Origin of the sequence: Rhodococcus sp. 5A-K4 (assembly GCF_046097995.1) — a bacterium.
GTDB classification, from domain to species: domain Bacteria; phylum Actinomycetota; class Actinomycetes; order Mycobacteriales; family Mycobacteriaceae; genus Rhodococcus_F; species Rhodococcus_F erythropolis.
Genome location: NZ_JBJURM010000002.1, coordinates 411350 through 434956, shown reverse-complemented (window position 1 = coordinate 434956; position 23607 = coordinate 411350). Strand labels below are relative to the sequence as shown.

The window sequence follows — 23607 nt, the reverse complement described above, 5'->3', positions numbered from 1 at the left end:
AACTAAACCGGAAGAGCGATCGTTACTTATTGCGCCATTCAGGCTTTCGCTTGTCCACAAAAGCTTGCATACCTTCTTGAGCGTCGCAGGTCACGGCATTGGTTGCCATCGTTTCCGCCATCGCCTCGTACGCCTGGGCTTGCGGCAGATCGATCTGGTGATAAAACGCTTGTTTACCGATCTTCACCGTCAGGGGGCTGGCCGTCGTGATCTTGCCGGCCAGTTCGCGCACCTCTCGGTCCAGGTCTTCGGGCGCGACGACGAAGTTCACCAGACCCCAGTCCGCAGCGGTGTCGGCGTCGATCGTCTGCCCGGTGAGCAACATCTGCATCGAGCGCTTGCGCCCTACTGCCCTGCTCAGGGCCACCATGGGCGTCGAGCAGAACAGTCCGATCTTGACGCCGGGAGTACCGAAGACAGCGTTCGACGCAGCAACAACCAGATCACACGACGCGGCCAGTTGGCAGCCCGCCGCGATAGCCGGGCCCTGTACTGCGGCAATCACCGGCTGCGGAATCCGCTGTACGGTCTCCATCATCTCGGTACAGCCGTCGAAGATCGCCCGCTCGTCTTCGAGGGTTCTCCCGATCATCTCCGTCAGATCGTGGCCGGCGGAGAACACCGGGCCTTCGGCGCGCACGATCACGACCCGCACGCGCTCGTCTGCAGACAATTCGAGAAGGGCAGCCGTCACCTCGCGCATGGTCTCCGCCGAGAGCGGATTGCGCCGCGCCGGCCGATCGAGCGTCAGGAATCCGAGTCCCACCGACTCCTCGACGGAAATCTTCACTGCAGTGTCTTCTACCTGTGTCTGCGACATGTGTTCTCTCTACCAATCGAATCCGTCCCGGTCAACGAGACGAAAGGGGCATCTGTTCGCGCCGCGTCGATACGGTCCGGTCAATACTTCGCCACTACGAGGAGTGCCCATGAGCACCGATGCCGCCGTCACCACCGATCTCGAAGAGATTCTGCGGGCCCAGCAGGAAGCAACTCGCGCCGCTGGTCTTCCGTCCGCGCAGACACGACGCGAGCGCATCCAACGCGTCGTCGATCTTCTGGTGGCAAACCACAAGGATCTGACCGAAGCGATCAACGAAGACTTCGGCGGCCGAATCCCGGCCTACTCGGTGATGAATGATGTTCTGGGATCCATGGTTTCACTCAAGCACGTTCGTGATTCACTCGAAGAGTGGATGATTCGCTCACCGAGAGCCACCGGGGCGATGCAGGATCAGCTGGGTGCCACGGCGTACGTGTCGTACCAGCCGAAGGGTTCGATCGGCATCATCGGAACCTGGAATGCTCCCCTTTTCACTCTCCTGAGCCCGCTCGCCTGCGCCCTCGGAGCGGGAAATCGCGCCGTTCTCAAACCGTCGGAGATCGTGCCGAACACTGCGGCGGTCCTGGCCGAGGCGGCGCGTCGAACGCTCGACCCCGTGGAGGTCGCGGTGGTGACAGGTGGACCGGAGGTCGCTGATCTGCTGACGTCGCTGCCTTTCGACCACCTCGTCTTCACCGGCAGCACAACCGTCGGAAAGCTGGTCATGGCCAATGCTGCGAAGAACCTGGTGCCGGTCACCCTCGAGCTCGGCGGCAAGTCACCGAGCGTCTTGAGCCGCAGTGCCGATATCAGCTCTGCTGCATCACGTTTGGCCATCGCGAAGTCGACCAATGCCGGCCAACTCTGCGTCTCTCCCGACCTGATCTACGTCCCGCGCGAGAACACAGAAGCGTTCATCGACGCGTTCACCGATCAGTTCACCGGACTGTTCCCCACGATCGCCGACAACAAAGACATGGTCTCGATAGTCAGCGATCGTCACCTCGCACGCATCGAGGGGTACATCGCGGACGCGGAAGAGCGTGGGGCACGAATCATCACCGTTCCCGACGAAGAACTCTCCGCAGACACTCGCCGCCGCCCACTGCGAATCGTGGTCGACCCTCCGACCGACGCGCAGATCATGAAGGAGGAGATCTTCGGACCGGCCGTCGTGATCCTGCCGTACGACCAACTCGACAGCGTCGTCGCCGACATCAATTCACGGCCGAAACCGTTGGCGCTGTATTACTTCGGAACCGACCTGGACGAGAAGGAATCCGTGCTCGAACGCACCGTCTCGGGCGGCGTCACCATCAACGACGCGATGTCACACCCGGGCCTGAGCGACGCACCCTTCGGCGGCGTCGGAGCTTCGGGTATCGGGCACTACCACGGCCGCGAGGGTTTCCTCGAGTTCAGTCACGCCCGAACGGTATTCGAAGCAGCGCAGCATGACCCGCGCGGTGAATGGGGAATGCTCCCGCCGTACGGTGAGGGTTTCGAGCAGATGATGTTGGCTCAGGTCACGCCCTGAGGCCTCCGGCCCCGTGCGCCTTTTTGGTAGTGCACGCTACCGGAAAGGCGCACCGGCAAGGCCGCGGCTGAGGAACTCCACCAGCTGACCGGGTTCGGTATCCACCGACTCGATCAGTTGGATCAGTTCCTTCTTGTCCTCTGCTGCAAGCGGTTCGATGCCACCGAAGGTGCGCATCGTGGAGCCGGCGGGGAGAACGCGTGCACAGACGAGCGTGCCCGGCTCGAGATTGACTGAGCCCCACTCGTCCGTGACCTTCACCAGATGCCCGTTGCGGACGTCGCTGAGGGTCACCAACTGTCCCGGCTCCGTCGAGGCGACCTTGTACACCGAGCGCGGAATCGACAACCACTGATCGGCCAGTTCGCGTTCGTCGGCAGGAAGCAGTTCTCCGCGCCGCTCGACAAATGCCGCGAAAATACCGGCATCGAACAAGGCAGCGTCGACGGCCAATCCGCCTTCGACGGCGAGCGTCAGTGCTTCTTCGCTGTTGAACTGCTCGGCACGGATGAGCGCAAGATCGAACACGGCGTCGAAGTACTCCGGTGTGCGCGAGAACAACTGAGCCTTGACGTAGAGCCAGTTGGCCCGATCGTCGAACGTCACCTCGGACTTGCCCAGATGGCAGACCTTGAACTTGCGACCGGAACCGCACCAGCACTTGTCATTTCGGCCGAGTTCGGGGTGCTCGGCCGGGGCATAGCGCTGAAGAACCTCGTGCAGAACCTCGGACTCGCCACCCTCGATCCGGCCGAGAAGTGCCAGCGCGCGGGTCACGTCGCTGCGATCGGCCGCCAGTAGTGCCAGATCGAAGATCGCGGGAGTCCAGTCGGGATCGAGATCGTGCGCCGTTTCGTACGACGCCTCAGCGACAAGGATCTTGCCGAGACGATCCGAAGCCTTGCCTGCCAGCCAATGCGCTGCCGGCTTGACACGACGCGACCCTTTCTCGGCGAGAGCAGTTGCAACAGAATGCAATACGGAATCATGATCGTCGAGTTCGGACAACAGCTCCAACGCTGCCGCAGCCGCGGGCGGCTCGGCGATGCCGGCGAAGGTCTGCGGATCCTCCTTGATCTGCTTGCGCGCCCAGTCCGAGACATCCTCGACGGCTTCGGCTTTCGCAGCCATGACCACATCGACGAAGGCAATCACCGAGGCGGCTTCTTCCGGGTGCAGGTTCTCCCGAACCTCGAGCATGCGGGCCCGGTTCGCCAGGTGGTATGCCTCGAAATCGAATCCGTCGACCGCAACGTAATCACCGTCGCGGACGTAACCTGCCGCCTCGAGCATTTCGCCCAGCGGTGCGGTCGGCTGACGGAACAGCGACGGCTCGTCGAGCATCAATTGCCAGACAATGGCATCGAGGGTGTCAGCACCGGTGTCTGCGAGGACCGTCCCCAGACTCTCGCCGAATCCGGGTGCGGGATCCAGTACCTCGGGGATGGTGCAGAGCGTCAGCTCACGGTCAGCGACGAACAGTCCGATCAAATCGCCCGCAGAACATTCGGCGAGAGTATCGGTGTCGAGGAGAAATCCCTCGTCGTGCGGGAACTCCGGATCTTCGATCCCACGATCAGCCAACAGGTCGTCGTCGATCCCGCGGTGCACGACGCTGATGCCATGAATCTCGTCGTCGTCACGATCGAGGAACACCCGCAGCATCATCAGATCAGGGTTCGCGTCGAGAACGCCGGACTTTATTTCGGCTTCGGTGAGCCGATGGGTCAGCACTCGATGCTCGAACAACGTGTCGAGTGCGGCGTACCGCTCCTCACTCAAGTAGCCGAGCAGTGGGTCCTCGACGTACTCGACGAATTCGGCCATGTCGTCGGCTGTACCGTGGCCGGCATCGGCCAACAGGGTGCCCCAGTCCGCCGCTGTCTGCGGGCCGTGCTCACGCAACAACTCCATCGCGGCTTCGGCGATCAAGTCATTGGCATCCATCGGTTCGTTCACCTATCCAACTTTAACGGGGTCGACTCGATACATCGTCACCGGTCATCGGTCGAGTGATCGGCGCCTCCACGCGACTCGCGGACCAGTTCTTCGGCGTCGAGTTCCTCGGAAGCGAGAACCTCGAGTACCCTCGCAGCCTGCGATTCCGAGGACATGACGACAACGCCCACCGCAAGCGCACCAGTGGGGGCCGTCAGGAGCCTGGCACTGATCAGGTCGCCGGGCTTTCCTTCGACCGGGTGACCAACGGTGACGGTTTCCTCGGACACACGATCGAGCAGCACGACGCCGGTGTCGGAAGTTTCGATCACCTCGTACACCGACCTCCGGACCCCGAGCCACTGTGCGGCTGTCACTACTTCCGCCTCGGGAAGTAGTTCGCTGCGTCTGGCCAGGAAGTCGGCAAAGATCCCACCCTCGAACAGAGCCACGTCCAGTGCCGAGCCGTCGAAGATCGTGGCGGCGATCAGTTCGTCCTCGGAGAGATTCGCGTTTTCGAGATCGTCGAGCCCGGTCACGACGTCGACGAATTCGGAGGCAAACGCAAACAGGCACGCCTTCTTGTACAACCAGCGACCATCTGCCTTGACCGATTCATCGGCCTTTCCGAGGTGGCAGACCTTGTACTTGCGGCCGGAACCGCACCAACACTTGTCGTTTCGCCCGAGTTCCGGGTGATCGACTGGGACGAAGTCCTGCAGTACGGCGTAGAGATTCTCTTCACTTCCGCCGTCGATCCGCCCGAGCAGTGACAGCGCCCGGGTCGCGTCGCCGCGGTCCGACGCGAACTGAGCCAGCTCGAACAAGGCCGGACCCCAACCGGATTCGGCAAGGAGCGCTTTCTCGTAGTGCGCCTCCGCTTCGAGGACGCGCCCCAGCCGATCGACGGCCTTACCGGCGAGCCAATGAGCCGCCGCCCTGACCGACCGTGGCCCTCGCTCGGCCAGTTCGGACGCAAGCGCTTCGAGGATTGCGTCGGTCACCGGATCCTGATTCCGAAATCCGAGATCGAACACGGCCACTGCAGCACCCGGATCTGCCAGTGAGACAAAGAAGTCCGGGGCGGCGCAGACGTGACGGCGAGCCCAGTCCACGATGTCGAAGTCGGCGATGACGGCATCCGTGTATCCGCGGTCCGCCAGATCGACAAATGCAACAGCAGCGACGGCCTCGTCGTGGGTCAGGTCGTAGGTACTGGCGACCAAAGCTGTCCGAATCTGCAGGTCGTAGGCATCGAAGTCGAATCCCCGCCGAGCCAGTAGTTCACGCTCGTGCTCGTAACCTGCCGCCTCGAAGATCTCACCCAGCGGCGCAACAGGAACCGTGAAGAGAGACGGATCCTCGAGCAGGAGTTGCCAGCACACCGAATCCAGGGCCTCGACTCCGTCCTCCTCGAAGAGTTCGCCGAGCGCCGGAGCAAGATCGGGTTCGTCCTCGATCTCGACCAGACGAAACGCAAGTCTTCCGTCTTCGACTGCCAGGCCGATGAGATCACCGTCGGCGCACTCGCCGAGGGTTCCGGCTGGAAGAACCACAACTCGTCGACTCCGGAAGGGAGCAGCTCCACGTTCCACGGCCGCTTCTTCCGCCAGGGCCACCCGGATCGCCCCGTCCTCGCCGTCGCCGAATGCCAAGATCGGTTCCAGATCGGGGCTCGCGTCGAGGATGTCGGACGCAATCTCGAGCTCGCTTAGCCGGTGAGTGAACACGAGCCCTTCGAGGACCGTGTCGAGGGCGACGTACTTTCCGTTGGGCAGGTACCCGAGCATCGGTTCGGACAGATACTCGAGCACGTCGGCCAACTCGGTCGCAGCTCCGTACTCCTCGAGATGGGTCGCCCACTCTTCGAGACTCAGCGGGCCTTGCTCGCGCAGAACAGCCAAAGCAGCGGAGGCAATGGAACCAGCAGCGTCGGAACCAGCGGTTTCGTCGTCGAAATCAGTCACCCGCCAATGGTAGGCGACTTATTGCAGTCCACTGAGCCCCTCGCCCAGCACGGTCGCACCGAGGATTGCCAGGATGACCGTCATCATCACTGCGTTGTTCGCGGTCATCCATGACTTCGCTGATGCGAGGATCTCGTCGGCTCGCTTGCCGGAGAACACCTTGACCAGGATCGGCGACGCGATGCCGACGCTCGCGATGACCGTGAAGATCACCGCGGCAACAATCTGTTGGGCAACAACATTCGTGGCGACCGCGATAGTGGCCGCACCGGATACCGCCAGCGCTGCATTTTTGGGATTGACCGCCGCGGACAAGAACGCCAACCCGAACGCCTTCCGCGGAGTCAAGCCGTCGATGCTCTTCATCCACTTCGGAACTGTCGGATCACTTCCGTCCCTCGGACGCGCTCGCCACTGCTTGTACGCCAATCCGAACAGAACGAGCCCCAACACGATTCGTACGACGCTCGACCACACCGAAGTCTGCGACGACTCCGACTCCGCAAACGAATAGTCCGCGATCACGATCGTCACCGCAACGACTGCCGAGATTCCGAGGACCCACCCGAGTAGAAAAGATGCCGCCCCTCGATGTGCTCCAGCGGTGATCATGACGAGCACGATCACCGCCATGGGCATCGAGACGAAAAGCAGGCCGAGGGCAATCGGAAGAGACAGACCGATCGCAGCTAGCACCAAAACCTCCAGTTGAATGCAAAATCGACGATCGATTCGAGGTCGAAATCACGACGGCGGAGGCAGCATGACCTCGATGAGATGCGGGCCGGGTTCCGCCAGCGCTGCGGCAAACTGTTCGGCCAACTCCTCCGCTGTGTTCGCCCGCGACGCGGGCACTCCCAACCCCTCGGAGATCTTGACGTAGTCCATGTTCGGAGACGACAGATCCAACATCGACTGTGCGACGACGCCGCCACCTTCTGCGCCGACTCGTTGCAGTTCGCCACGCAGGATGGCGTATGCGCGATTGTTGAGCAGAATCGTCGTGACGTTCAACTGTTCTCGCGCCTGCGTCCACAACGCCGTGATGGTGTACATCGCGCTTCCGTCGGCTTCGAGATTGATCACCGGCCGCTCCGGCGCTGCCACAGCGGCGCCCGTCGCCACCGGGATGCCCTGGCCGATGGCACCTCCGGTGAGCGTGAGCACGTCGTGGCGCGGCGCTCCGGCAAGGGCAATCGGGATCGCCCAACCGGAAGTGGCCGCCTCGTCGGAGATGATGGAGTCGTCCGGCAGCAGGGCCCCGATCACGTCGGCCCAATTTCGCACGTCGAGAGGCCCGCTCGGCAGCGACGGCCGATTTGCCTCCTGCAGAACGGGTTCCACTCCGGGTGCCACGAGTTCCGCCACTGCTTCCAATGCGCCGACAACATCGTCGCTGACATTCGCCAGCGTTGTCACCGCGGCGCCGTCCGGGACCAGATCGCTCGGTTTTCCGGGATACGCAAAGAACGAGACCGGCGAAACCGCGCCGGCCAGGACCAGCTGAGTTGTTCCGCGAAGTTGTTCGGTGGCGTGCTCGGCGAAGTATCCCAAGCGCTCGAATGACGGTAGTCCCGCACCGCGTTGAAGCCTGGCCGGAAAGGTCTCGACCAGAATCTGTGCACCGGTCGCGACTGCAATTCGGGAAGCGGCGCGCAGTCCGGCTTCGGAACACGCTACGCCGCCCAGCAGTAGCGTGGCGCGCCCCTCGGCATTGAGCGCGCCTACCACCGAGTCGATCTGTGCTGCAGTTACTTCCGCCCGCCCCGGTATGTCTCGAGGACCCGCAAGAACTCCACCTTCGCTCCACGAGACGTCGGCGGGGAGGACAAGTGTGGCAATGCGTCCGGGCGGATCCATGGAGGCGGCAACGGCGTCGGCCGCATCGCTACCGACGGTCGCGGTGGAGTCGGAACGTCGACTCCATCCCTCCAGCCACTCGGTCAGCGCGTCGATATTCGATTCGAGTGGAGCGTCGAAACCGTGGTGGTAGGTCGCGTGGTCCCCGACGATGTTCACGATGGGGGTGTGGGCGCGGCGCGCGTTGTGAAGGTTCGCCAGTCCGTTCGCCATTCCGGGGCCGAGATGAAGCAGCGTCGCGGCAGGCTTTCCGGCGATACGCGCGTACCCGTCCGCGGCACCGGTGACGGCGCCCTCGAACAAGCCGAGTACCGCACGCATCTGGGGAACGGAATCGAGTGCGGCAACAAAATGCATCTCGGACGTTCCGGGATTGCCGAAGCACACCTCGACACCCGAGTCGACCAAGCTCTGGATAAGCGATTGTGCACCATTCATTTCGGTCACCTCTTCTTCATGAAAGCTGCGAAGGCTTCTTGCGCTTCGTCGGATCGCCGCCGTCTCGCGAAATGATCCGACTCCACGTCGATGGTTTCCAGCAGGGCATCGAGATGTGGGCGGCGGAGGAGCATCTTCGTCAGCGTCACCGATTCAGCCGGGGAGTCTGCAATGCGCACCGCGCGCTCCAATGCCACGTCGAGCGCGGTCTCGGCCTCCACGACGCGATTGATCAGGCCGGCTTCGGCAGCTTCCTCCGCCCCGAACATTTCTCCGAGCATCAGTAGTTCCGTTGCCCGCTTGAGCCCCGCGATCTGCGGCAACCGGTAACTCGATCCGCCCTCGGGCGAGAGCCCGAGCGGAACGAACGGCAATCGGAATCGTGTACCTCGCCCCGCGAATGCCAAGTCGCAGTGCAACAACATCGTGGTGCCGATTCCGACTGCAAACCCCTCGACCGCTGCGACAATCGGTTTGCGTGCGGTGACGAGTGCGATCAGCAGGTCTTTGGCCTCGCCGCCGTCTCTCCCGGCAGTGTCCTGGAAACTTCCGATGTCGTTGCCGCTGGTGAAGACACCACCGGCGCCCGTCAGCACCGAAACCCGCACTGCGTCATCGTCGTCAGACTCCCGGATCGCGTTCGTCAGTTCGCGGTAAGTCTTGGGGTCGAGCGCGTTGCGCCTCTCCTGGCGATCCATCGTGAGCAACCGGACTCCCGGTGCGTGCTCCTCGATCCGAACAGTCATCCGTACCTCCGTCGTGGCCGAGAGTCTCGATTCAAGCTACTCGGTCGGGAGTTCAGCGTTCATAGCCCTTGCGCATATCGTCGACGATGCGCGGCCGGTCGAGTGTTGACGGCTCCAACTCCCGCCTCGGGCGATCGCGAGGAAACACCGAGGCCGACGCCAGGGTGGGCTCGTCGAGGAACCGCAGGTTCGGCACATCAGCGGGCAGACGAAGCTCGGGCGGCGTGGAACCTCTTTGCGCGAGCACGTATCCCCAGTCACCGAAGCTCGGCACGAAAACGTGATAGGGCGAGACGCTCAGTCCGACAGCCGATACCGTCGACACCGTTCTCCAGTACGCATCCGGTGTCGAGTACGGACTGCCGGACTGGACGACCATCAGCCCGCCCGGATTCATCGCGGCAGCGGCAAGTCCGTAGAACTCCATCGAATACAAGCGGCCAAGTGCGGGGGTGTCAGGATCCGGGAGGTCGACGATGACCGCATCGAAGCCTGGATCCGGACGCTCGCGCAACCACCGAAACGCGTCGTCGAGTACGACGTCCACCCGTGGATCCTCGAGTGCTCCCGCGTTCAGATCACGAAGACGCGTGTTGGCCAACTCGATGACTGCCGGGTCGAGTTCCACCTGAACTATCTGCTCGACGCTGTTCATTCGCAGCACTTCTCGTGCAGCGAGGCCGTCACCTCCGCCCAGAATCAGCACGCGCCGCGGGTCGTTGACCAGGGCCGGATACACCAGCGACTCGGTATACCGATGCTCGTCGACACTGGAGAACTGCAGGTCTCCGTCGAGGAACAGTCGCACGTCGTTTCCCCGCTCGGTGACGACGATTTCCTGGTACACCGATCGCTCGGCGGCCACCACGGGATCGGTGTAGAGCCGCTGCCTCGATGTGGTCTCGATGTCCGAGGCCGCGATCAGCAGCCACCCGATCAAGCTCGCCGCCAACAGCATTGCGACGACGGCGATCAATCGTGCACGCAGGCTGAGCTGCCACCGAAGAAGTATCAGCGCGACAACTGCCGCAGCCACGAGATTGATCATGCCGGTGAGTGCGGCACCGCGAATCATGCCCGCCCACGGCAACAATACGAACGGCCACAGGAGGCCGCCGATCAGCGCGCCGAGATAGTCGGCTGCATTGAGGTTGGCCAATACCTTTCCGGTGCTCTGTGCGTCGTTGTCGCTGCGACCGGACTGCAACAGCGTCATCAGCAGAGGCACTTCGGCACCCACGAGGATACCGATCAGCGCGGTCGCAGCCACCAGAACTGCTGCGCTGGAACCGAAGAACGTGAAGGTCACGTACAGCGTGACGGCACTGAATCCGCCGATCAGCCCGAGCAGGATTTCGACGGTCACAAACGAGATGGCCGCATGCCCCAACAGCGGTTTGGCGGCCAGCGCTCCGATACCCAGCGCCGCAACAAATCCCGCGACGATCAACGACGTCTGGGTGATGCCGCCGCCGGTCAGACTCACGCTGAGCGTCAACAGGGCCAGCTCGTAGATCAGGCCGCACGCCGCGCACGCGGCAACAGCCGCAAGGAGAAGCACGCGTGCGCGTGAGCCGAGCATCGTCGAACGCTCGGCAACTTTCACATCGCGATCAGCGGCAACCATCAGGTGAGCGCTGCGGCGTTCACCAAACCGATGGACAGCAAGCTCACACCCACCGCCCACGCGGCGCCGCACATCTTCGGATCCTGCACCAGTGCAACCAACTTGCCGGGAAGGAATGCGTTCATCAAACGCAGCGCGATCGCTTGCAACACGATCGCGAACAGTCCGTACACCGCGGAGTCGGCGAGTCCCTGGGCAAAGCCGTCCGAACTGGTCAGGATTGCCGTCACCACGATGATCGCCAGCGCAAGATGGTTGGAAGCCAACAGAATCGCAGCGTTCGGGTTCTTGTCGACGTAAACCTGGTGGCGGAGATTTCCGGGTGTCATGAGGTCGAGGACCAGGAATCCCGTCGCCAGAACCGCTACGCCGACGACGAAGTAGGCGAGGGTGCCGAGAACGCCCCCGACGAGCAATGCCGGATCCACCGTTCCGATCTCGACGGAAGTGGATGCAAAGATGTTCGTCACGCCGTTCTCCTTCTCATTGAGCACTACCGTCATTTGGCACTACCCGAGCCGCCGCTGCCACTACTTCCACCCGCCGGGGATCCTGGGTTGAAGCCCGGTCCCAGGTACGCGTATCCGCCGCTGCGATACGTGCCGTCGATGTCCTCTACCTTGATGGTGCTGCCACCGCCCGAAGCCGAACTGACAGTGACGATGTCATCGTCGTAGCGCAGGTATTCGTTGCCGCCGTCAGCACTTCGCGCCGCTGGTTCGTCCGCGTCGACAATCCGTGAGACGGTCGTGCCCACTGGATCTTTCGACGAGTACAACACGACGTCGCCATCCTGGGACGTCTTGGAATAGTTGTCCGCGATGAAGTCTTTGGCTCCACCACCGCACGCCGACAACATAATTGCGGCTGCCACCATCACCGGAGCCAACCATGTCCGCCCCCTCACGGTCGCCACCTACTGCGCGTCTTCACGATCACTCCTGTCCCCTCCCCCGGGTACAAATGCCAACTCTGCCAACTCCACCCCTGGCGGTCTCGCACGCCACACAACGCGGTCAACGCTGTGTCGTCGCCGGGAAAGGATCCGCAGATCCAACCGTCCTGGCCGGCGGATTCTCTCAACGATGCAGCTTCCGAATCGAATTCGACTCGGTCCAGGATCAGCGACGAAGACTCGAACCGGTAGTTTTCCGTGGACTCCACTGCCGGCAAGGGTTCACCGCCGGCGGCAAGAGCATCGCACGAAACCTGCTCGGTCAGTTCCTTTCCCGACGCCCGGGCCGTCACCACGTGAGATGCCCCGAGCACTCCGAGTGTCAACGTCGCATCGGAAGTTTCGATCACCAACTCGGCGAGGGTCGGCGGCGAGGGAGCTCCCAGCACCAACCCCAGTGCCGAGGCATTCACGTCGGTCGGTTCCACATCGAGTCGATACAGACTCATTCCGGTGGGCCCGAGTGGATGACGGTGAGTTCGCTGCGGGTGACCGCCCGTCCCGTGGAAACCTCCCACGACTGTCCGCGCGCCCACTTCTCGAATGCGATCAGCCCGGTCTTGTCGGCGGTCGCGTAGTCCGCGTATTCCATCGAGCCGGAAGGGGCCGTACCCGTCGTACCCTCGGCCGTGAACTTCGCCGTTCCACTTTCGATCTTGCGGTGAACCTTGTCGTCGAGAATGACGTCGCCGTTCGGGACCAGGTTGGTTCCTTCTCGACGCATCCAGAGAGTCATCTCCAGTTCGCCCTCGTCGTCCTCCACTGTCAGCCAACGACGACCGGTCGACCCGTCGAGAAGGTGCTCACGCCAGATGTACCCCTCTTCGTCGAGCGTGATGGTCCCTCGAACAACGTGGTCGATACCCGCGTACGTGATGATGTCGCCGACCCCGATCTTGTGGGGGTCGTACACCTCGGGATAGTCGGCGAGCGGGTCCACGCGAGCATTCGGCTTGCCCTGGCGTCCACGCAGGACCACAAACGCGACGGCAGCGATCACTACGAGTATCAGGACAACTATCAGCACGTTGGTCAACGGTTTCTCCGAAATCGTCTCGGCAGGGTTGCCGCGGGCCATACCCTACCGATCCGTTCTCAGCCTTTTCGGATGAGACTGCCGGCAAGCTGACCGACCGCCGGCCGGGCAGGTCTCCAGCGCCGCGGGCAGATCGAAAGACTGCCCCGGCGCACCTTTGCGTTTACGCTCAGCCCGAGGAACTCCGCGCGAAAGAAAGCCGGTCGACTGACGATGAGCAAGAACCCGGAGCCGTCTGCCCGCACCGTCATGCACACACCACGATTCTGGTTGACGCCGTTGATAGTGGTCACCCTCTTGATGTCGGCGCTGGCAGCGCTGTACATGGGCGGAATACTCGACCCAAAGAAACACCTGGACCAGTTCCCGATCGCCCTGGTCAACCAGGACGAAGGCGACACCCTCCCCGGCGGCGACCCCGCCGACCGCAAGAATTTCGGAAACGACATCGTCGCCGGCCTCGAAAACGGAATCGACCACCAGAAGATCGACCTGCAGCAGATCGGTATCGCCGAAGCCCAATCTCGGTTGAACTCCGGCACGCTGTACGGCGCGATCGTGATTCCCAGTGATTTCACGAAGAGGACGATCATCCTGGCGGAGGCCAGTGTCGTCGCCGGTGACGTAGAGCAACCGATCATCACGATCTACACCAATCCACGTGCAGGTTCCGTCTCCGCATCTCTGGTCCAGTCGATCGGAACTACAGCCCTCGCCTCGGTCAACAAGAACATGGGCGAGCAACTCACCACCCTGGTCACCCAGCAGTTGGAAGCGGGAGACACCGGAACCCAGATCTCAGGAGCGAGCCGCCTGCTGCTCGAAAATCCGGTGAACGTACTCACGGTGGCCCACGATCCGCTTCCCGACGGCACCGGATTCGGTTTGGTTGCATTCTATTTCGCGCTGCTGTTGGTCCTAGCGGGATTCACCGGAGCAACCGTGGTCAATTCCTTGGTGGACGGCATGCTCGGATATGCGCCTACCGAATTCGGTCCGCTCTTCGTTCAGAACGACGTTGTGGGTATCAACAGGTTTCGGACGCTGCTCGTCAAATGGGCGTTCATGATCGTGTTGTCCGGCATAGTCTCCGCGTTGTTCCAGTGGATCAGTCGCGCCCTCGGAATGCCGGTCACTCACGGGCTTGCATTGTGGGAGTACGGCGCGCTGGTCATCACTGCAGTCGGCATCACGGCGATGTCGGTGATGGCCGCATTCGGCTCGTTGGGCATGTTGATCAACCTGTTCGTGTTCGTCATTCTCGCGCTGCCCTCTTCCGGTGGCACCATCCCCCTCGAAGCCAGCCCCAGGTTGTATGCCTGGCTGGCGCAATTCGAGCCGATGCACCAGATCTACATGGGTACGCGATCGATCCTGTTCTTCGGCGCACGCGGTGAGGCAGGGCTGCTGCATGCCGTCTGGATGACGTTGGTGGGTCTACTGATCGGCGTCGTACTCGGCATCGTGACCACCCGTTTCTACGACCGCAAGGGCTACGAACGCACCCATCGCCCCAAGGTGGCGTGAGATGGTACCCAGCCGGGATTTGATCGAAACCTGTTGGGCCGATTCAATGTGATTGCGCGTTTCGGGAATCTTCGACCCCCTTCCGCACGTTGTACAACTATGGCTAATTACAAAACAGTCAATCCCGCGACAGGTGAAACCGTCAGGGAATTCGATACTTTGGATGACGCCGGAGTTGAAGCCGCACTTGCGAACACGCATCGCGGCTACTTGACCTGGCGCAACAGTGCGCCACAGCAACGTGCGGCAGTCCTGAGCAAGACCGCCGAACTGTACACAGAGCGGGCGGACGAACTGGCCCGAATGATCTCGTTGGAGATGGGTAAGCCGGTCCGCGAGGCCAAGGGCGAAGTACAACTCTCGGCCGCGATCTATCAGTGGTACGCAGACCACGGTCCGGCGTTGCTCGAGGAAGAACGGCTCGACGTTCCCGGGGCCGAGGAGTCGGTTGTGTACCGGCGACCGATCGGTGCCCTGATCGGCGTCATGCCGTGGAACTTCCCGTACTACCAGGTCGCCCGCTTCGCGGCACCGAATCTCATGCTGGGCAACACGATCATTCTCAAGCACGCGTCCAACTGTCCGCAGTCGGCTCTGCTGATGGAAGAGATCTTGCGACAAGCCGGATTGCCGGACGACGCCTACGTCAACGTCTTCGCGACCAACGAGCAGATCGCGGACATGATCGCCGATCCACGAGTTCAAGGCGTGTCACTGACTGGCAGCGAACGCGCCGGCACCAGCGTCGCCGAAACTGCGGGACGCAATCTCAAGAAGGTCGTCCTCGAACTCGGCGGATCGGACGTGTTCATCGTCCTCGATTCCGACGACATGGATGCCACCGTCAAGTCCGCAACCAAGGCGCGTCTGTCCAATGCCGGCCAGGCCTGCAATGCGGCCAAGCGTTTCATCGTCACCGAAGATTTCTACGACGACTTCACCCGCAAATTGGCGACGTCCTTCGAATCCGTTTCTGCCGGTGACCCGTTGGACGAATCCACCGTCCTGGGCCCGCTGTCCTCACAGAGCGCGGCAGACACTCTGATCGAGCAGATCGACGACGCTGTGTCCAAGGGAGCGACGCTGCTCACCGGTGGGAAGAAGATCGACGGCCCGGGCGCCTACGTTCAGCCGACGTTGCTCGCAGACGTGACCCCGGACATGCGGGCTTACAGCGAAGAACTGTTCGGACCTGCCGGCGTCGTCTACAAGGTCAAGTCGGCCAGCGAGGCTGTGGAACTTGCCAATTCGTCGGTCTACGGTCTGAGCGGGTCTGTCTGGAGCAGCGATCTCGATTCCGCCCGGTCGGTCGCTGCCGATCTCGACGTGGGAATGGCGTTTGTCAACGAGCACGGAACGACGTTGCCCGGTCTGCCCTTCGGCGGAGTCAAGCGCTCCGGAGTCGGCCGCGAGCTCGGTCCGTGGGGAATGGACGAGTTCGTGAACAAGAAGCTGCTCCGCGTCTCCAAGAAGTAGCGCGGTGCAAAAGTAGCGCAATACAAAGGAAGGCCCTGATCTCTGTTGAGGTCGGGGCCTTTCCTCATATCCCACGGACCAGCAAGAGCAATGCCCTGGTCACTCGCTTGCCGGAGTGACACTCCCACGAGTGAGGCTCCACCCGAACCTCGTCGCGATGACAGCTGACAGCCAGCCCAACAGCGCACCCACCAGTGGAGCAGCGATCGCGGTGTAGATCGCCTCGTTGGAAACACCAACCGACACGGCGGAGTCACCGACAAAGGCGAAATCGGTTCGGGAGGCGACGGACGCCAACTCGATCAGGCCGGAGACAACAATAATCAGGAACCCCAGCAGGAATCCGAAGCCGGCCAGAAGAAGATGAAGTGCACGCATCCGATCAGTCTGCCTGTAACACCCATCCAGATGAAACCGACCTGCTGGTATGACACTTTCACGAATCGCTCGCACTACCGTGATCGCCGCCGCCATCAGCGCGAGCGCCGCCATCTGTTCCGCGACGTCAGCTTCCGCGGACGTAGTAGACGTCACGGTCCTTCCGGGTCTCAGCAGCGGGCCGACAACGCCGTACGGGGCGGGCTGCACGTATCTGGTGGTTGCCAGGACAGCAGCGTTGGACGAGTCGAACGTCTCGATTGTCGACCTGAACCGGGCGTCGACCATGTTCCCGCAGGAATTGATCTGGGACACCGTCAATCCCTATTTCACCTTGCCTGTTGTACTCGGCCACGCCGTCACGCTGTGGACTCCGACCACACCCGGCGAACATTCTCTGATGGCCTACCAGACGTCAGCGGGCGGGCCGGTCACAACGGTCGATGTCAATCCGGCCACCCCGATCGGTCCGGGGTGCGTCGTCACCTGATCCGCTAGCCCTCCAAGAAGTCGACGAGCACTCGGTTGAGTTCATCGGCGGGAACCATCGGAATACTGTGATGTGAAGCATCTTTCAGCACCTCGACACGTGCTGCGGGAATCCTCTCCCGCACCGACCTCGACACCGTTTCCGCATCATGCACCCGTCCGTCCTGCGCGAGGACCACCAGCAACTCGACATCCAGTGCGCTCAAGTCCTCTTTCGAAGGACGTTGAGGCACTACGAGATCGGGTCGCGGTAGATCCGAAGTGCCCACTTCCACAAGAGACAGCCAGTCGGAGTCGATACTCGACTCACCTGTCTCCCACTCCAACAGTCGTCGTCGGCGTGCTCGCGACGGGGACAGCAAGAGCGGAAGCGCACGCAGAAGGTAGCCCGCCTTCATGCCGGCGAAACTCGAATTAGGATCGAGCAGAACAAGTTTCCCGACACGATCCGGTCGATGCAGCGCAAAGGCCAACGCAATCATTGCGCCGTAGGAATGTCCGATCACATCGACGGTGTCGGCGCCGGTGCAATCGACTATCGAGTCCATCCACTCGATCAGATCGTCGACGGACTTCATCGGATCACCATTGGGAATGCTGAGTCCGGCATCGCCCAGGGTGTCGACGGCAAAAACACGCCGGAATTTCGACAGCGCCGCAACGTTGTCGAACCACACCGTCGAAGTGGCACCTCCCCCGGGCAGAAGGATCAACGGCCGCGAGTCTTCAGGTCCACAGACGTTCACATGCGTTCGGCCGAACCGGCCTGAGAGATCCACACCCAGCGGTTTTTGCGGCCATTTGGTCAGTACGGCGTCGTATGCGCGATTGAAGTCCATTCCCCACCCCCATTTTCTCTCGACTATCGAGATAGTAGACAATCGAGAGACAACACACCAGGGCTGGAGGCATCCATGAGCGTCGGCGATGCAGAAGACGAAGCGATGGCGATCGTCCACTCGCTTCGCGCACTGACCGTCGACTTGAACGTGGCGGTTTCCGGCTTTGCGAACAAATACAAAATGCACTCCACCGACGTCCGCGCACTGATCTGTCTTCTCGATGCCGAGCGCTCGAACACATCGGCGACGCCAGGTTGGTTGGGCTCACAGCTCGGGATCAACTCGGCGTCGGTGACTGCACTGGTCGACCGGATGGTCAAAGCGGGCCACGTAGCTCGGGAGCGGGACTCGGAGGACCGCCGGCGAGTGATCTTGCAGGTCACACCATCGGCGGTCACTCTGGGCGAGAGCTTCTTCGGCCCCCTCATTTCACGGGCTGCGAGCACCGTCGGGAATTACACCGCGGCCGAGCGAGCCACCATCGCGAGTTTCATCGTGGCGATGCGAGCGGACGTGGAGCGGACTCGAATCGATCGGGAGCCCTCCCTGTGACTCGCATACTTCCCGCGGGAGAACGCGCATTTCTCGTAGACCTCGATTCCGAAGCTGACGTTCTCGCGTTCACCGAAGCACTGACGCGTAACACCCCGGTCGGGGTCGAAGACTTCCTCCCCGCAGCTCGCACGGTCCTGGTCACGTGCACCCCGGCGGCAGATCTCACGTACGTCCGGAAGTGCTTGGACGATCTCGAGCAAACCAATTCTGCCGCGACCACAGACGAGCATTCCGAGACGGATGCACTCACCATCGCCGTCAGGTACGACGGGCCCGACCTCGACGACGTCGCACAGTCACTCGGAATGAGCCGTTCCGAGGTGGTTGCGGCCCATACCGGGGCGATGTGGCGTTGCGCCTTCATCGGATTCGCACCCGGCTTCGCCTACCTGACTTCAGGCGACACTCGGCTCGACGTTCCACGTCGAACTCAGTCGCGAACCGCAGTGCCAGCCGGTTCCGTCGCCCTGGCCGCTGGATACAGCGCGATCTACCCGCGGGCATCGCCGGGTGGCTGGCAGATCATCGGGAGCACCGACGCCGTGATGTGGGATCTGAACGCCACACCACCGGCCGCCGTTCAGCCTGGGTGCCGCGTGCGCTTCGTGAACGAGGACGACCGATGAGCGGTCTGGAGATACTCGACACCGGGCCGCTGAGCTTGATCCAGGACCTCGGACGGACCGGACACCTTCGCTCGGGCGTCGGGGTTTCCGGTGCTGCGGACAGGCGATCGCTCAAACTCGGCAACCGGCTCGTCGGCAACGACGAGGGCGCGGCAGGCGTCGAGGTCCTTCTGGGCGGGCTGAGCATTCGGGCGCAGCAACAGGCAACGATCGCGTTCACCGGGGCGCCCGCACAGGCCTACCGCGACGGCGTTCCGGTCGGGCATTCGAGCGTGATCGCTCTCGACGTCGGTCAGACCGTCCGCCTCGACTACGCACCGAGTGGCCTGCGGACGTATCTGACCGTCCGGGGCGGCATTGTGGTTCCCGAGATCCTGGGATCGCGCAGCACCGACACCATGTCCGGGATAGGTCCGGCGCCTCTCGAGCCCAAGGTTGTTCTCCCGATCGGGCCTTCGCCGACCGCGTTCTCGCTCGTCGACCTTGCACCAGTTCCACCGATGACAAACGAGACTCTCGACATTCGAGTCGTATTCGGGCCGCGCGCAGATCGATTCACCAACCCCGAATCGCTCCTGCGGGGGAATTGGGCGGTCTCCACCGATTCGGACCGAATCGGGGCGCGACTCGATCGTGTCGGCACCGACGAACTGCTGCAACGAACGAATGACGCCGAACTCCCCACCGAAGGCGTAGCGCTCGGATCGATCCAGGTCCCACCCAGCGGCCAACCTGTCGTGTTCCTCGCCGATCACCCGATCACCGGCGGGTATCCGGTGGTCGGAGTGGTCGCGGACGCAGATATCGACCGACTCGGCCAAGCCCGCCCGGGTCAGCACATCCGGTTCGTTGGGGCCTGAGCAGCGCCGAGCGATGGCGTGTCGGACCCTGCCGTCACACTGATGTCGTGCGAGTTGTCCTGGTCCCCGGTAGTACGACGTCCACGGGAGCTGTGACGGCAACTGTCCTACGGACCGATCCCGGTGGAACGCCGCTCGCCGATCCCGTCGAATACCCCGACCTGATCGCAGCGGTGCGCACCATCGAGGAAGCCGAGCACCCGCGGTGGGTGTGGCCGAGTACGGCGACCGTGTACCCACCGCTATTGCGGGCAGGCGTACGGGTTCAGCGGTGCCACGACATCTCCCTGACCCGCGCGATACTCGGAATGCGCGTCGGCAAACCGTCACCGCCTGCCGAGGAGTTCGACGACGATCGACTCGGACTCTTCGACACTGCACCCGTTCTCGATCCCCTCGCCGTCGTCACCGAATTCGCCGAGCAGCGCGCAACCATCGGCGCGGACGCTCGACTGGACTTGTTGATCGCAGCAGAATCGGCCGGCGCTCTCAGCGCCGCCGAGATGACGCACACGGGCCTTCCGTTCTCGACGCAGAAGCATCGCGAACTCCTCGAAGAACGGCTGGGGCCGCGGCCGACGGGATACGACCTCCCCGCTCGTATGCAGGAACTTGCCGCACAGATCAGTGAGGTCTTCGGGCGCACCGTCAATCCTTCGTCTTCGGTGGAGATCACCGAGGCGTTCGGGCGTCAGGGCATCGAACTTCCGTCGACGCGCAAGTGGTTTCTGCAGGAGATCGATCATCCGGCTGTGCCGCTACTCCTTCGTCATCGCGAACTCGCCAAGCTGTACAGCACCAACGGTTGGCAGTGGATGGACAGTTGGGTGCGGGGCGATCGATTCCGCCCGATCTACGTTCCCGGTGGTGTCGTGTCCGGCAGGTGGGCGAGCCGGGGCGGCGGGGCCCTCCAGATTCCGAAGACCATGCGCTCGAGCGTCGTCGCCGATCCGGGCCACGTGTTCGTCGTCGCCGACGCCGGTCAGCTCGAACCCCGAATTCTGGCCGCCATGTCCGGCGACCGCCGGATGATGGCTGCCGCCGGCGACGACGATCTGTACGCACTTGTCGGTGCCGAAGCCTTCGGCGGGGATCGCGCAAAAGCCAAGGTCGCAATCCTCGGAGTCCTGTACGGGGCGACGGCGGGTGAAGCCAAAGCACTGCTCATCTTGTTGCGGAAGCGATTCCCGGTCGCCGTCGAGTACGTCGAGCAAGCTGCCAAGGCAGGTGAGCGCGGCGAGGTGGTGAAGTCACTGCTCGGCCGGGCCTGTCCCCCACCGTCTCCCGACTTCTACTCCCACGGCGACGCTCATGCCCGCGGTCGTTTCACGCGAAACTTCGTCGTTCAGGCCACTGCGTCCGAGTGGGCGTTGTGCCTGCTCGCCGACCTCAGGCGACGCCTCGCCGAAGATCCGGACGGCGAGTTGGTCTTCTTCCAGCACGACGAAGTGGTCGTGCATACCCGAAACCCCGAGTCAGGTGCCGCCCACGTGCTGGCCGCTGCGGCTTCGGCAACTCGATTGTTGTTCGGCGACACAGTCGTCCGTTTTCCCATGGACGTCGCAGCCCGCGAGACTTACGGCAAAGGCACTTCGTAGCGTCGTCAATTCCACTCCAAGCGGTTCCACCGCGCCCGTATTGCGTGTTCTACTGGAAAACGTTGCTTTGTTGGTGCTGGTCGACTGCGTTCGAGGAGAACCATGACCAAGCTGGATACAACTGATGCAGAACGGAACGAGCGCGGAACGGTCAAACGCCGTCGACTGCCGATCTTCACCGTGATCGCGCTTGCAATCTTTGCCTTCGTCGCAGGCGGATTCGGCGGTTCGTTCCAAGGCAAACTCGCCGAGGTTCAGAAGAACGACAACGCCTCGTACCTGCCGAGTTCCGCAGAATCGACGATCGTCAGCAATCAATCCGCGAACTTCCTCGCGGTCGAGACGATCCCTGGTTTTGTTCTGTTCCATCGAGATTCGGCCCTCACCGAGGCGGACAAATCTGCAATCAACTCGGCGTACGGCGCTATTGCCGGCATCTCCGGAGTAGACGCCGACGGAATGCAACCCACTCAGTACTCCGCCGACGGCACAACTGCGTCGATCTTCGTGCCACTCGTCGCCAAAGACGGAGACACATCCGTGGCAGGCGATGTCCTGGCGACCACCGAGCAGAACGTCATCGACGCCGCAAAACAAGCAGCTGGTGATGTCGAGGTACTCCCAGCCGGGCCAGGTGGGCTACTCGTTGCGTTCATCGACGCCTTTGCCGGTCTGGACGGAGCGCTCCTTGGCGCGGCACTCCTGGTCGTGATCCTCATCCTGCTTGTCGTGTACCGATCGCCGGTGTTGTGGTTCTTCCCGCTGTTCTCCGCGCTCCTCGCCATCGGCTTGTCGTCGATGGTGATCTATTTCCTCGCGAAAGCCGAATTACTCACTCTGACCGGACAATCTCAAGGCATCCTTTTCGTGTTGGTGATCGGTGCCGGTACCGACTACGCCCTACTCTTGATCTCTCGCTATCGCGAAGAACTACACACGTATCCCAACCGCTTCGACGCGATGATCAAGGCCTGGCGCGAGTCTGCGCCGGCCATCACCGCTTCGGCTGTCACCGTCATTCTCGGTCTGCTCTGCCTGACGTTCTCTCAACTCAACTCCAACAAGAGCCTCGGACCCGTCGCCGCCATCGGGATCGCCTGCACCTATCTGGTGATGATGACGTTCATGCCGGTCGCTCTGGCCGCCACCGGACGGTGGGTCTTCTGGCCGCGCAAGCCCAAGGTCGATCACGCCGCAGACCTTACGACGCACGGGATGTGGGGCAAGATCGCCGAGGCCGTCGGCAGCAAGGACCGCCCACTGTGGATCGGCGCCACAGTCTTGTTGATCATCCTGTTCGCGGCCGGGATCGGCAGTCTCAAAACCGATGGCCTGACATCCACCGAAAGCTTCACCAATCGTCCCGACGCTGTTGTCGGACAAGAACTCTACGACTCGAAGTTCGATCCCGGAGCCGGCGCACCGGCCGTGATCACCGCAAACGCCGACCAGGCCGACGCCGTCATCAAAGCAGCCAGCGGCGTCGAAGGTATCTCGCAGGATCCCGGCGCCGTCTGCACCCAGGTGGACGTCGCAAAGGTCAGCGAGCTGATCAAGACCAACCCCGCTGCCGTCGCACAAGCCGCCGCTGCGGGTTGCGCCCCTGCGGCTTTCACCGTTGCACCGATCGACGGCCGAACCATGATCAATGCAACCCTCGCCGACTCTTACGATTCGCCGCAGGCACTCGAAACTGTCAAGCGACTGCGGACTGCCGTCCACGACGTGCCCGGCGCCGACGCGCTCGTCGGCGGCAGCACGGCCACCACCCTCGATGTCCAGGCGGCCTCGGTCCGCGACAGAAACCTGATCATCCCGATCGTGTTGGTGGTGATCTTCCTGGTCTTGGCCGCTTTGCTCCGTGCTCTGCTGATCCCGGTGATTCTCATTGTCACCGTGGTGCTTTCCTTCGCGGCGACGCTCGGTGTGAGCGGATTCTTCTTCACACACGTATTCGGGTTCGCCGGGGCGGATCAATCGTTCCCACTGTTCGCCTTCGTGTTCCTGGTCGCTCTGGGTATCGACTACAACATCTTCCTGATGACCCGTGTGCGAGAGGAGACCGGAGAATTCGGCACCCGCGCAGGTGTCCTGCGCGGTCTTGCGGTCACCGGGGGTGTGATCACCTCAGCCGGAATCGTCTTGGCCGCAACATTTGCCGTACTGGGCATCCTGCCGCTGGTCTTCCTCGCCGAGATCGGATTTGCCGTGGCCTTCGGTGTGCTGCTCGATACGATCATCGTGCGCAGTGTCCTGGTGCCTGCGCTCTCTCACGACATCGGGAAACGTATATGGTGGCCGTCCGAACTGGCCCGCGCGAAAGACTGAC

22 protein-coding genes are annotated in these 23607 nt (G+C 62.5%); 9 read left to right on the top strand and 13 right to left on the bottom strand.

Annotation, left to right across the window (positions count from 1 at the left end; genetic code table 11):
• Positions 1–22 precede the first annotated feature (22 nt).
• A complete protein-coding gene (locus tag ACKAMS_RS04525) occupies positions 23–820 on the bottom strand; it encodes an enoyl-CoA hydratase (RefSeq protein ID WP_029256329.1) in 798 nt (265 codons plus the stop codon).
• A gap of 109 nt (positions 821–929) precedes the next feature.
• Between ACKAMS_RS04525 and ACKAMS_RS04520 the strand changes: the two genes are divergently transcribed.
• Positions 930–2360, top strand: a complete 1431-nt coding sequence (locus ACKAMS_RS04520) for a coniferyl aldehyde dehydrogenase (protein WP_019745418.1) — start codon at positions 930–932, stop codon at positions 2358–2360.
• Between the two features lie 36 nt (positions 2361–2396).
• On the opposite strand, the gene ACKAMS_RS04515 is transcribed toward ACKAMS_RS04520, so the two are convergent.
• Genes ACKAMS_RS04515 through ACKAMS_RS04470 form a run of 10 tightly spaced genes read right to left on the bottom strand, consistent with a single transcriptional unit; the run spans position 2397 to position 12969 of the window.
• Positions 2397–4319, bottom strand: coding sequence for an SEC-C metal-binding domain-containing protein (locus ACKAMS_RS04515; protein WP_259116625.1), 1923 nt, complete (start codon positions 4317–4319; stop codon positions 2397–2399).
• 35 nt (positions 4320–4354) lie between these two features.
• A complete protein-coding gene (locus tag ACKAMS_RS04510) occupies positions 4355–6265 on the bottom strand; it encodes an SEC-C metal-binding domain-containing protein (protein WP_408988660.1) in 1911 nt (636 codons plus the stop codon).
• An 18-nt stretch (positions 6266–6283) separates the two neighbouring features.
• Positions 6284–6961 carry a GAP family protein gene (locus tag ACKAMS_RS04505; RefSeq protein WP_019745421.1) on the bottom strand — a complete coding sequence of 226 codons (678 nt, stop codon included), beginning with the start codon at positions 6959–6961 and terminating at the stop codon, positions 6284–6286.
• 48 nt (positions 6962–7009) lie between these two features.
• Positions 7010–8572, bottom strand: coding sequence for an acetolactate synthase large subunit (locus ACKAMS_RS04500; RefSeq protein WP_019745422.1), 1563 nt, complete (start codon positions 8570–8572; stop codon positions 7010–7012).
• Positions 8569–9309: an enoyl-CoA hydratase/isomerase family protein gene (locus ACKAMS_RS04495; RefSeq protein ID WP_408988659.1), complete on the bottom strand. Its 741-nt coding sequence runs from the start codon at positions 9307–9309 to the stop codon at positions 8569–8571. Before ACKAMS_RS04495 ends, ACKAMS_RS04500 begins: the two co-directional genes overlap by 4 nt.
• A 52-nt stretch (positions 9310–9361) precedes the next feature.
• A complete protein-coding gene (locus tag ACKAMS_RS04490) occupies positions 9362–10936 on the bottom strand; it encodes a polyamine aminopropyltransferase (protein ID WP_020970881.1) in 1575 nt (524 codons plus the stop codon).
• Positions 10936–11439 (bottom strand): DUF350 domain-containing protein, encoded by a 504-nt coding sequence (locus ACKAMS_RS04485; RefSeq protein ID WP_019745424.1) that lies wholly within the window; start codon positions 11437–11439, stop codon positions 10936–10938. The genes ACKAMS_RS04490 and ACKAMS_RS04485 overlap by 1 nt, the downstream gene beginning before the upstream one ends.
• Entirely contained in the window at positions 11436–11813 is a 378-nt protein-coding gene (locus ACKAMS_RS04480) for a DUF4247 domain-containing protein (protein ID WP_044480673.1), read from the bottom strand. Before ACKAMS_RS04480 ends, ACKAMS_RS04485 begins: the two co-directional genes overlap by 4 nt.
• Positions 11814–11839: 26 nt before the next feature.
• Positions 11840–12340, bottom strand: a complete 501-nt coding sequence (locus ACKAMS_RS04475) for a DUF2617 family protein (protein WP_020970882.1) — start codon at positions 12338–12340, stop codon at positions 11840–11842.
• A complete protein-coding gene (locus ACKAMS_RS04470) occupies positions 12337–12969 on the bottom strand; it encodes a DUF4178 domain-containing protein (RefSeq protein ID WP_019745427.1) in 633 nt (210 codons plus the stop codon). The genes ACKAMS_RS04475 and ACKAMS_RS04470 overlap by 4 nt, the downstream gene beginning before the upstream one ends.
• 171 nt (positions 12970–13140) lie before the next feature.
• Here ACKAMS_RS04470 and ACKAMS_RS04465 point away from each other — a divergent pair, with 171 nt between their 5' ends.
• Positions 13141–14454, top strand: a complete 1314-nt coding sequence (locus ACKAMS_RS04465; RefSeq protein WP_408988658.1) for a YhgE/Pip domain-containing protein — start codon at positions 13141–13143, stop codon at positions 14452–14454.
• Between the two features lie 99 nt (positions 14455–14553).
• Positions 14554–15930, top strand: a complete 1377-nt coding sequence (locus tag ACKAMS_RS04460) for an NAD-dependent succinate-semialdehyde dehydrogenase (RefSeq protein WP_021345629.1) — start codon at positions 14554–14556, stop codon at positions 15928–15930.
• A 99-nt stretch (positions 15931–16029) separates the two neighbouring features.
• Here the strand turns inward: ACKAMS_RS04460 and ACKAMS_RS04455 are convergent, their stop codons facing one another.
• Complete coding sequence (locus ACKAMS_RS04455; protein WP_020970886.1) at positions 16030–16308, bottom strand: hypothetical protein; 279 nt, start codon at positions 16306–16308, stop codon at positions 16030–16032.
• Between the two features lie 49 nt (positions 16309–16357).
• On the opposite strand from ACKAMS_RS04455, the gene ACKAMS_RS04450 reads away from it, so the two are divergent.
• Positions 16358–16798: a hypothetical protein gene (locus ACKAMS_RS04450; protein WP_408988657.1), complete on the top strand. Its 441-nt coding sequence runs from the start codon at positions 16358–16360 to the stop codon at positions 16796–16798.
• Positions 16799–16802: 4 nt separating this feature from the next.
• On the opposite strand, the gene ACKAMS_RS04445 is transcribed toward ACKAMS_RS04450, so the two are convergent.
• Positions 16803–17636 (bottom strand): alpha/beta fold hydrolase, encoded by an 834-nt coding sequence (locus tag ACKAMS_RS04445; protein WP_031330792.1) that lies wholly within the window; start codon positions 17634–17636, stop codon positions 16803–16805.
• Between the two features lie 75 nt (positions 17637–17711).
• Here ACKAMS_RS04445 and ACKAMS_RS04440 point away from each other — a divergent pair, with 75 nt between their 5' ends.
• The 5 genes from ACKAMS_RS04440 (at position 17712) to ACKAMS_RS04420 (ending at position 23606) form a co-directional block, all read left to right on the top strand.
• Positions 17712–18191 carry a MarR family transcriptional regulator gene (locus ACKAMS_RS04440; protein ID WP_141488342.1) on the top strand — a complete coding sequence of 160 codons (480 nt, stop codon included), beginning with the start codon at positions 17712–17714 and terminating at the stop codon, positions 18189–18191.
• Entirely contained in the window at positions 18188–18820 is a 633-nt protein-coding gene (locus ACKAMS_RS04435; protein ID WP_408988656.1) for a 5-oxoprolinase subunit B family protein, read from the top strand. Before ACKAMS_RS04440 ends, ACKAMS_RS04435 begins: the two co-directional genes overlap by 4 nt.
• Complete coding sequence (locus ACKAMS_RS04430; RefSeq protein WP_084325378.1) at positions 18817–19680, top strand: biotin-dependent carboxyltransferase family protein; 864 nt, start codon at positions 18817–18819, stop codon at positions 19678–19680. The genes ACKAMS_RS04435 and ACKAMS_RS04430 overlap by 4 nt, the downstream gene beginning before the upstream one ends.
• A gap of 47 nt (positions 19681–19727) precedes the next feature.
• Positions 19728–21278 carry a bifunctional 3'-5' exonuclease/DNA polymerase gene (locus ACKAMS_RS04425; protein ID WP_047888298.1) on the top strand — a complete coding sequence of 517 codons (1551 nt, stop codon included), beginning with the start codon at positions 19728–19730 and terminating at the stop codon, positions 21276–21278.
• Between the two features lie 102 nt (positions 21279–21380).
• Positions 21381–23606, top strand: coding sequence for an MMPL family transporter (locus tag ACKAMS_RS04420; protein ID WP_046379348.1), 2226 nt, complete (start codon positions 21381–21383; stop codon positions 23604–23606).
• The last annotated feature ends 1 nt before the right edge of the window (position 23607 follow it).

What these genes read in the sequence shown, in the direction of transcription:
- ACKAMS_RS04480 (WP_044480673.1), bottom strand. Translation starts at nt 11,813, where the DNA reads ATGGTGGCAGCCGCAATTATGTTGTCGGCGTGCGGTGGTGGAGCCAAA.
- ACKAMS_RS04450 (WP_408988657.1), top strand. Translation starts at nt 16,358, where the DNA reads ATGACACTTTCACGAATCGCTCGCACTACCGTGATCGCCGCCGCCATC.
- ACKAMS_RS04460 (WP_021345629.1), top strand. Translation starts at nt 14,554, where the DNA reads ATGGCTAATTACAAAACAGTCAATCCCGCGACAGGTGAAACCGTCAGG.
- ACKAMS_RS04495 (WP_408988659.1), bottom strand. Translation starts at nt 9,309, where the DNA reads ATGACTGTTCGGATCGAGGAGCACGCACCGGGAGTCCGGTTGCTCACG.
- ACKAMS_RS04525 (WP_029256329.1), bottom strand. Translation starts at nt 820, where the DNA reads ATGTCGCAGACACAGGTAGAAGACACTGCAGTGAAGATTTCCGTCGAG.
- ACKAMS_RS04470 (WP_019745427.1), bottom strand. Translation starts at nt 12,969, where the DNA reads ATGGCCCGCGGCAACCCTGCCGAGACGATTTCGGAGAAACCGTTGACC.
- ACKAMS_RS04430 (WP_084325378.1), top strand. Translation starts at nt 18,817, where the DNA reads ATGAGCGGTCTGGAGATACTCGACACCGGGCCGCTGAGCTTGATCCAG.
- ACKAMS_RS04465 (WP_408988658.1), top strand. Translation starts at nt 13,141, where the DNA reads ATGAGCAAGAACCCGGAGCCGTCTGCCCGCACCGTCATGCACACACCA.
- ACKAMS_RS04520 (WP_019745418.1), top strand. Translation starts at nt 930, where the DNA reads ATGAGCACCGATGCCGCCGTCACCACCGATCTCGAAGAGATTCTGCGG.
- ACKAMS_RS04455 (WP_020970886.1), bottom strand. Translation starts at nt 16,308, where the DNA reads ATGCGTGCACTTCATCTTCTTCTGGCCGGCTTCGGATTCCTGCTGGGG.
- ACKAMS_RS04440 (WP_141488342.1), top strand. Translation starts at nt 17,712, where the DNA reads ATGAGCGTCGGCGATGCAGAAGACGAAGCGATGGCGATCGTCCACTCG.
- ACKAMS_RS04420 (WP_046379348.1), top strand. Translation starts at nt 21,381, where the DNA reads ATGACCAAGCTGGATACAACTGATGCAGAACGGAACGAGCGCGGAACG.
- ACKAMS_RS04485 (WP_019745424.1), bottom strand. Translation starts at nt 11,439, where the DNA reads ATGACGGTAGTGCTCAATGAGAAGGAGAACGGCGTGACGAACATCTTT.
- ACKAMS_RS04445 (WP_031330792.1), bottom strand. Translation starts at nt 17,636, where the DNA reads ATGGACTTCAATCGCGCATACGACGCCGTACTGACCAAATGGCCGCAA.
- ACKAMS_RS04490 (WP_020970881.1), bottom strand. Translation starts at nt 10,936, where the DNA reads ATGGTTGCCGCTGATCGCGATGTGAAAGTTGCCGAGCGTTCGACGATG.
- ACKAMS_RS04475 (WP_020970882.1), bottom strand. Translation starts at nt 12,340, where the DNA reads ATGAGTCTGTATCGACTCGATGTGGAACCGACCGACGTGAATGCCTCG.